Raw genomic sequence first — 9198 nt, forward strand, 5'->3', positions numbered from 1 at the left:
GGATTGGGGATTGGGAAGAAATTCTTTTATTTTCCCCCTCTGCCATTTTGCCGCCCTGCTCATCTGCTCCGCTTCCCGAAGAGTAGGCGTAACAACTCCAGTTGATGTAGGCACGAGCTAAATCCTGGTCATCTGTCCAGTTTTGCGATTCAATTAAACCTTGTAGTCCAGCACCGTAAGCACCTGGAGCAGATCCAAATATCCGATAGCGCGATCGCTCCAGTGCTGCTTCTAATGTTAAACCTTGTGTAGTCCACAACTCGGTTTCTTGGCGAACTGCAACTGCTAAAGGGTTTTGTTCTGGTGGTTCATCCAAATTTGCCACTGCTGCCACTGCTTGAGCGAATAAATCAATTAAATTGGGAAAAGCATCCCGGAAGAAGCCCGAAATTCGCAAGGTTACATCTACACGGGGACGTCCGACAATCGCAAGTGGCAAAATTTCAAAATCTACTACCCGCCGCCCTGCTCCATCCCAAACAGGTTGCACACCGAGTAAAGCCAAAGCTTCAGCAATGTCATCACCCCCAGTTCGCATGGTGGCAGTTCCCCACAATGATAATCCTAGCGTTTTCGGATATTCACCATGTTGTTGAGTGTAACATTCAATCAGGGTTTCAGCTGCTTTTCTACCTACATCCCAAGCAGTTTCTGTGGGAATGGCACGAATATCAACAGAATAAAAGTTTCTCCCAGTTGGCAGGACTTCTGGGCGTCCGCGCGTTGGTGCGCCAGATGGAGCGCTCTTGACATATCCACCATCGAGTCCGTGTAATAAGTTGGTAATTTCTTGGTGAGTTTGTTGGACAGCAGGGAGGAGGCGATCGCGTATCCAATCAAGAACAGTGCTGAGTTGTGTTAGCGTAGCGGGGCGTAGCCCGTGCTGAGTGATGAGTTGTTCTACTAACTCGGCTGCGTGTTCTTCTAGCACTTCAACGACATCGCCGATGGTGCGACAGTCTTTGCCATTCACTACTTTCCATGGATCACTAGACATTGACAAATCAGCTGTGAGAGGGTCGAAATCTAGACCCCAATCTTCAGCTATGGCGCGGGTTAGACCTGAAGAATAGCGATTAGGTGTGCGGGCGATCGCAACTATTAAATCACGCAGTTGCCGTCCTTGAGGACATTGCCCAAAAATATGTAAGCCATCACGGATTTGAGCTTCTTTCAATTCACAAAGGTAGCCATCAATGGAATTCAAAATTAAATATTCCAGATTTTGAATTTCGGTTTCATTTTGAATTCCCAAATCCCGGTAAAGATTTTCTGTGATTACCAGTTCGCGGATGCGATCGCGAATAGCTGGTAAACGCGAAGGATCTAAACTTTCAGCCTCGTAATACTCATCAATTAAATTTTCTAACTGTTGCAAAGAACCATAGAGTTCGGCACGAGTCATGGGTGGCGTCAAGTGATCTATAATCACTGCCTGAGCACGACGTTTTGCTTGTGAACCCTCACCAGGGTCATTCACAATAAACGGGTATAAGTGGGGAAGTGCTCCAAAAGCCACTTCTGGATAACAGTTACTAGATAAAGCTACACTTTTACCGGGCAGCCATTCTAGATTTCCATGTTTTCCCACATGAACCACAGCATCAGCCCCAAAACATTCCCTGACCCAATAATAAAAAGCTAAATAAGCATGAGTTGGTTGCAAATCCGGCGCATGATAATTCAAGCTGGGGTCAATATCATAGCCCCTTACTGGCTGAATTCCCACGAAAATGTTACCGAGTTGAATTCCGGGAACGGGAAAAGAGGGGGGAATGAACAAGTCCAAATTATTCCCACTCCCCCACTCCTTTACTCTCCCACTCTCACCCTCTTTTACCAGTCCCCAACGCTCACTAATACCCTGCTGCACTGCTGGCGGTAAAGAAGCAAAATACTCTTGATAATCTGTCAAAGAAACACTTTGCTGTACCGGACGCCATTCTCGACCTTCCGGATCATTTGTTACCCCATCTGTCAGACGTTGAATCAACTCATCTGGTTGAGTAGGTAGATTTTCTACCTGATATCCAGCCAAGTGCAAAGCCTGAAGAATTTCCACACAACTAGCTGGAGTGTCCAGACCAACACCATTAGCTAAACGTCCATTCCGGTTGGGGTAATTTGCCAAAATTAGGGCAATTCTGCGCTCTTGAGGTGGTTTGGAACGTAAGCGCGCCCAATTGGCTGCTAGATTAGCAACAAAATCGATGCGATCGCTCACCGGTTCATAAATTACCACATCTGTCTCTAGGTTGGGATTACGAGTATGCACAGCTTTAAAAGACACAGCACGGCTAATAATTCGTCCATCCACTTCTGGTAGCGCCACATTCATCGCTATATCGCGAGGAGACAGCCCTTGAAACTGCAACTCCCATTGCTCAATTGACCCACCGCTAAGGATAACCTGCAACACCGGCACATCTAATTTTTCCCACAGGTCGATTTGGGGTGTGTCTGTTTCCAATCGTGCTAGAGAAAAACTGGTGGTGTTTAGCAGTAATGAAATTTGCTCAGAATCTTTGGGCTGGAAAAATTCGGTCAACTCTGCTTGGACATCTGTGTCACGCAATGAAGAAACAAACACCGGCAATGGTTGTAAATTTCTCTCAGACAAGGCTGTACATAAAGCATCAATTACCTTAGTATTTCCCGCTAGATAATGGGCGCGGTAAAACAGGATGCCGACTTTAGAGGAGTGGGGGCTAGGGGCCCCCTCTGGGGGAGTGGAGGAGTGGAGGAGTAATGGTGAATTTTTCATCTTTTTCCCTCTACTTTTCTCCCCCTCCTCTTTCCCTGGCCATTCATACAATCCCACACGAGGAATCGGTTGAGGTGGTAGAGCATTGAATGACGTTACTAAGCAAGTATCGGCGATAAATTTGAGCGCGTTAACGAAATTTTCTATGCCACCTTCGCTAAAGTACTGCCATACCTGGTTAACAATATTTAAAGGCAGAGTCGATTGAGACATTAAGTCGAGATCAAGAGCGTCGTCCCCTGGCATTACAATGAGGGTTGTAGAATTACGTTGGACAATTTCCTGAACTACTTCTAAGCCATAAGCCCAGTAAGAACGTCCTCCTAAGAGGCGCAAAATAATTACTTGGGCAAGTTCCAAAACTTGCTCTCCATAAGCATCTATACTTATTTGTTGCTGTAATTGCAATAGGTTGGCAACTCTTAATGTCGGAAATGTTGCTGGTAATTTTGTCACCGCAGCCGCCAGAGTTTGAATATCGGTATCAGCAGCTGTAATCAACACGAAGTCCGCTGGAGTTTGTTCCAGAAAGATTAAACCTTCTGACTGATCCCATCCGCCCGATGTGGCACTTGTACGATGCATAATTCTGTATTACCGTCTTAAACTGTTGGTTAGTACATAATCAAAACAAACTTTCAACACAGCATCCAGCCCCCTCTAACCAGAAAATTGAAAATGCTTAGTTCTCCTGATTTGAGCTTTTCTCGAAACTTGCCTTTAGTTGTATTTAATCAGCTTGGGGAATTGTTCCAGCAGATGGCTCAAACAGTAGAAACTGAAGTTTTGATACTCACAGAAGCTTTGCTAGCGAGGATTCGTTTACCTGTAGAGTGGCATGGGCAAAAATTTACACTGGTTGTTTCTGAACGATTTAGTGCGCTCTTAATGGGAACGATAGAGCAGGGAGAGCAAGAAGTTCACTCAGATCTGAATGTTAGGTTGACATTTAATTCCGAGGCGATCGCCTCCTTTGTCTCGAAATGGAGAGACTTGTTTGAGCGTGATTCCTACACTCACCAAAATCTTGAACGCTATCGTCAAATTCTGGGTTTTAATGATGCCACACTCCAAAGTAAATTCACGCTGCTGTTATTAGAGTATCTCCTGCCACAGCCAAACGAGGAAGTGACAGAATCTCCAAGCGCAACTAAACCTGAAGTTTATGTCTGTCAGCCTGTGGAAGATGGCTTGAAAAAACAGATTTCCCAAGAGCGGTTGTTGAATCAGGTGACAACTCAAATCCGCAAAAGTCTGGATTTGTCGGTAATTATGGCAACGGCAATTGCACAGGTACGTGAGTTTTTGGAATTAGACAGATTAGTAATCTATAGATTTGAGGGTTCCAAAGTCAAGGCTCAACAATACCAGTCCCAGGTTACATCCCTCAATGGAAAAGTAGTTGCTACAACTAGACGCCATAATCTCAACACAAACCAGTTATCAGTTGAAAGTGCTGCTGACCCTTGTTCTGACTTCTCTACTCATGCGGCTAGCGCTTCAACTGTGTCAGTCAATCCTCAACCCTCACTTGAAGGCCACCAAGATTATGGAGGTTGTATTGTCTATGAAGTCCGTGCTAGAGATGCTATCCCCTCAGTGTTGAATTACAAAGAACAAAATTGCTTTATGCGAACCTCCCAATGTTGGGATAAGTATAACCAAGGCTTTACCTTAGCTGTGGATGATGTGGAAAAAACTTACGCTCTGGAGGAGTGTTTGTTAAATTTTTTAAGGGAAAGCCAAGTTCGGGCTAAGCTAGCAGCACCAATTATATTTGAAGAAAAACTGTGGGGGCTGCTGATTGCTCATCAGTGCAATAATCCACATCAGTGGACTGAGAGCGAAAAAAGCTTGCTGAGTTCGATCGCTGAACAATTAGCGATCGCAATTCATCAAGCTGAGTTAATGCGATCTCTCACCCAAGAAAAACAAAATCTCGAACAACGAGTGATTGAGCGCACAATGGCACTACGTGATGCTTTACTCGCCGCCGAAGCCGCTAGTCGCCTCAGAAGTGAATTTCTCGCCACCATCAGCCATGAATTGCTCACTCCTTTAACTTACGTCATTGGTATGTCTTCTACTTTGTTACGTTGGCCTTTGGGTGAGTTGAGTCAACGCCAAAGGGGTTATCTGCAAACAATCCACGACAGTGGCGAACATTTATTAGAAATGATTAATGACATCCTTGATTTATCGCAAATCGAGGCTGGTAAAGCAGTTTTAAATATTTCCGAATTTTCCTTGACAAAAATTGCCGAAAATACCGTGGAATCACTGCTAGAAAAAGCGACTAGCGAGCAAGTCAATCTTAAACTCGATTTGCAAATTGACCCACGGCGCGATCGCTTTACTGCCGATGCAGGGCGAGTAGAGCAAGTTCTCTGGAATCTATTAACCAACGCGATTAAGTTTACTCCCGAAGGTGGTAGCGTTACTCTACGCCTTTGGGTAGAAGACAACACCGCTATATTCCAAGTCGAAGACACCGGAATTGGCATTGCTGAAGAACAGCTACCACTAATGTTTGAAAAATTCCAGCAACTCGATACACCTTATCGCCGCCGCTACGAAGGAACTGGACTAGGTTTAGCTTTAACGAAACAACTCGTGGAACTCCATCGAGGTCGAATTGAAGTAGAATCCACTGTAGGTATTGGTTCAATTTTTACCATATCGATACCAACACATAAGAGTGCTGAGTGCTGAGTCAAGAGTAGACTTTCTGCAAGATGTCTAGTCAAGAGTCCAAAAGTTTTTGCCCTATCCCCCATCATTTACACATTTTATCTGCTCTTATTGAGTCAGATAGAGAGTAACTTTGTTACTAAGCATTTATTCTCACCTTTGTTTAGTTTTACTATGTAAATGGCATTTATATCAGTAGCCACATAGTAAATAGTACTTACGCAAAAATTGCTAAAAAGCCTAATTTATCGAACCGCCAAGACGCCAAGAGCGCCAATAATTCGTAGAGTGTGCGTAAGTCCTAGTAAAGTTTCGTCTTAGCTTTGACTACATTTCACAGAGGTAATTAAATGTGTTAAGTTTTACCTCTCAATAGTTCCATCAGCTTCGCCAAGAGACTGAAAAGTGTCATCCATTACAACGTGGTTCGAGGTTGAAAAATATTTGGAAGTTTGAAAACAACGCTGGCGATAAATTGGACGGTTCCGAGCAAGTTTTAAGGTATGCTGACAGCCCTGTAAGATCGCTCGAGTTTCTGCGGTAGTTAGTATGATCTCCATGAATTGTCCTCCGTGCATAGTAGGTTAAGATTATCACAATCTAGAAGTTAGATCAAAATTCCCAATTTCCGCTCTATGTCTAGGTTATGAGGATTTTTTATTCATTGTGCTGCTTATTTGCTGTGACAAATAAAGCAAGCACATAGCAAAGAACTGTCAAGAAAAGCAGACAAATTTACCAGCACTCCACATTACTTCTGTTGGAGCCAATTATGACTGTTGAGTATCGTCAAGCCGGAAAATCAGGACTTGATTAATCAGATAAACTTCTACTAAATTTATGGAGATTTTTTTAAAGTCAAATCATAGTTGCTAGCTCTAACGACTTTTATTACTCAGCAAATACTCGTTATTTGATTAGCACAACTACGTTATTACAAGAATTATTACAATCAGATAATACATTTTTAGATTAAATGTAATGTGTATATATCATCCTTTTCAAATACCGTATTTCTCCTGAATAAAAATCCTATCAACAATCAAATAACTGTATTGTTGACGATAGCTTTTATAAAAGCGTTAACAAAAACAGGAGTAACTTTATTACTTCGTTTTTTGGTCAAAAATAAAGCAAACAATTCTGGTCAAATATCCTAATAATTAATAATACTTTTGTTGGCTGGTTTTATAAAAATATTACTAGCCATAATTCAAAGAGATTATTTTTTCGTGAGTAGCTAGTATTATAAAATACTGAAAAAATATCAATTAAATAAAATGTTATAACCGAACTATTGGGTAATAGCTATTATGCTTATAGCTGACTAAACGCCGAAAATTAATGATGTAAAATATTAAGCGATCGCCTAAATCAAACAAGTTTTTGTCGCACTACTAATTGTGTTCATAAAAGCTGCATATAAAGCAAGTTAATTTATAGTTAATATCAAAGTGCGGAGATAATTAATGGTTGCAGAAATTCAACGTACAGTAGTCATTACAGGCGCATCAACAGGAATTGGTGAAGCGTGTGCTTTGCTTTTAGACCAGTTGGGATTCTCTGTCTTTGCTGGCGTGCGTAAAGATATCGATGCTCAAAAACTCAAACAGAAAGCATCACAAAAACTTATTCCTATTTTTTTAGATGTTACTGACGCTGAGTCGATTGCGTTTGCAGTTGAAACGTTAACAAATGCAGTTGGTAGTGATGGAATTGCAGGTTTAGTAAATAACGCTGGAATTGCCGTTCCAGGCCCCTTAGAATTAGTACCTATTGCCGAATTTCAACAGCAGATGGAAGTTAATGTCACCGGACAGCTAGCAGTAACACAAGCCTTTCTTGGACTATTACGCCAGGGTCATGGTCGAATTGTCAATATGGGTTCGATTAGTGGTAGAAGTGCCGCCCCATTGCTTGGAGCTTACAATGCTTCAAAATTTGCACTGGAAGCACTTACCGATGTGTTGCGTATGGAGTTACGACCTTGGGGAATCTCGGTTTCAATTATTGAACCAGGTGCGATCGCTACTCCAATTTGGGACAAATCCTTAACTCAAGCTGACATAGCACAGCAGAATTTACCCGATTCGGCAAACTATCTCTACGGTCATACCATGAATGCTGTACGTAAGAGAGTGGGGATCATCGCATCTAAAGGAATTTCTGCGGATATTGTCGCTCAAACTGTTGTCCATGCACTCACTGCAAAGCAGCCAAAGACCCGCTACCTCGTTGGACAAGATGCCAAAATTGCAGCAGTCCTTAAGCGTTTTTTACCCGACAAAGTTTATGACCGTTTAATGTTATATTCAATGGGTTTATAGATTCTGCTAAGTTTTTGCAAAACAAGAACCCCGACTTCTTTAAAAAGTCGGGGATATGTGCATTTCAAAAATCACCATAAAAAACTACTAATTTTAATTTTCTAAATACCAACTATGCAGCGCCAATCGCTGAATTTCTCGCCAGGGAATATTATATTTTAGTGCTAATTCTGCACAATCTTCATATTCTGGCTGCACGTTAGTAATCTGTTTTTCTTGTAATTTTCCTCTCCACGCTACCTTAACGCGCACTTGGCCATATTTAGTTTCTACTTGTTGAATTTCTCGTTGCAAGATGGCACGTTGCCCAGTTGTGCGCCGAATACCTAAAGTAGTGGTTTCACCGAATAAAACTGCTTCACAGCTTAGTAGATTTTCTGGATGACATATTACAGTTAGCAAAATCCCCGGACGGGATTTTTTCATCCCTATGGGCTGGGTAAAAACATCCACCGCACCAGCGGTAAACAAGGCTTCAAACACATAGCCGATCGCCTGGGGATTTAAGTCATCAATTTGGGTTTCTAGAACCGATATGGTTTCTAAAGTAGGGCTAGTAGCTTCCGAATCGGTAACATTGGACTTTAGACTAGTGCTTTCACCCAACCAGAAGCGTAGTATATTCGGGATGGGTAAATTTATAGAACCTGCTCCCAGTCCTACTTGCTTGATGGCGATCGCGGGTGGCGCACCAAAGTCTCTTACCAAAGTAGTGGCGATCGCAGCTCCTGTCGGTGTCACCAATTCTCTTTCAATACCGTTGCTATAAACCGGACAACCGCGCATTTCCCACAACTTCAACACCGCTGGTACTGGTACCGCCATCTGACCATGTGCTGCCCTAACAGTTCCACCACCCGTCGGGAACGCCGAGCAGTATAGTAAGGGCAATCCTTCGTTATTACTTTCAATACCCAACCAATCCAACCCCAGGCAAGTACCAACGATATCCACGATCGCATCTACTGCACCCACCTCATGAAAATGAACTTTTTCTGGAGTAATGCCATGCACTGCCCCTTCTGCTACTGCTAGCTGTCGGAATACTGCCAAACTCCAAGCTTCTGCCCGTGATGGCAACCCTGCTTGGAGAATCATTCGCTCTATTTCTGGCAAGTGGCGTCCATGATGGTGACTATGTTCATGGTCGTGGTGATGACCCTGTATTAAATCTACATGGACTTTAGTTGCTTGCTGACCATTACGTTGGACGAGTTCTGCTCTTAATCGGTACTCCTGCTCAATTCCCAACCCATTGAGTTTTTCAACTAAATACTCTACGGGAACCCCCAGACTTACCAAGGCTCCCAGACACATATCACCAGAAATTCCTGTCGGACATTGAAGATAAGCTATTTTATTCATAGTCATTAGTCAATGGTCATTAGTCATTAATTATTCCCCCCACTCCCCCAC

Annotated in this window: 5 protein-coding genes; 2 read left to right on the plus strand and 3 right to left on the minus strand. The window is 42.9% G+C overall.

Translation table 11 applies throughout. The features are described 5' to 3' along the window. Positions 1-3349 (minus strand): cobaltochelatase subunit CobN (gene cobN, locus IQ246_RS26990; protein ID WP_194006369.1); only part of this gene is annotated, 3349 nt, incomplete at its 3' end. 93 nt (positions 3350-3442) lie between these two features. Here cobN and IQ246_RS26995 point away from each other — a divergent pair. Beyond that, positions 3443-5476, plus strand: a complete 2034-nt coding sequence (locus IQ246_RS26995; RefSeq protein WP_194006370.1) for a GAF domain-containing sensor histidine kinase — start codon at positions 3443-3445, stop codon at positions 5474-5476. Between the two features lie 341 nt (positions 5477-5817). On the opposite strand, the gene IQ246_RS27000 is transcribed toward IQ246_RS26995, so the two are convergent. After that, the gene (locus IQ246_RS27000; RefSeq protein ID WP_194006371.1) at positions 5818-6015 is read right to left on the minus strand and encodes a hypothetical protein; all 198 of its coding nucleotides are present in this window, start codon (positions 6013-6015) and stop codon (positions 5818-5820) included. A 909-nt stretch (positions 6016-6924) separates the two neighbouring features. On the opposite strand from IQ246_RS27000, the gene IQ246_RS27005 reads away from it, so the two are divergent. Further along, the gene (locus IQ246_RS27005) at positions 6925-7782 is read left to right on the plus strand and encodes an SDR family oxidoreductase (RefSeq protein WP_194006372.1); all 858 of its coding nucleotides are present in this window, start codon (positions 6925-6927) and stop codon (positions 7780-7782) included. 93 nt (positions 7783-7875) lie between these two features. Here the strand turns inward: IQ246_RS27005 and larC are convergent, their stop codons facing one another. Then, positions 7876-9147, minus strand: coding sequence for a nickel pincer cofactor biosynthesis protein LarC (gene larC / locus IQ246_RS27010; RefSeq protein ID WP_194006373.1), 1272 nt, complete (start codon positions 9145-9147; stop codon positions 7876-7878). Positions 9148-9198 lie beyond the last annotated feature (51 nt).

The organism is aff. Roholtiella sp. LEGE 12411, assembly GCF_015206995.1.
Lineage (GTDB): Bacteria > Cyanobacteriota > Cyanobacteriia > Cyanobacteriales > Nostocaceae > Komarekiella.

Excerpts from the sequence above, each read along its gene's own strand:
- IQ246_RS26995 (WP_194006370.1), top strand. The coding sequence starts at position 3,443 with ATGCTTAGTTCTCCTGATTTGAGCTTTTCTCGAAACTTGCCTTTAGTT.
- larC (WP_194006373.1), bottom strand. The coding sequence starts at position 9,147 with ATGAATAAAATAGCTTATCTTCAATGTCCGACAGGAATTTCTGGTGAT.
- IQ246_RS27005 (WP_194006372.1), top strand. The coding sequence starts at position 6,925 with ATGGTTGCAGAAATTCAACGTACAGTAGTCATTACAGGCGCATCAACA.
- IQ246_RS27000 (WP_194006371.1), bottom strand. The coding sequence starts at position 6,015 with ATGGAGATCATACTAACTACCGCAGAAACTCGAGCGATCTTACAGGGC.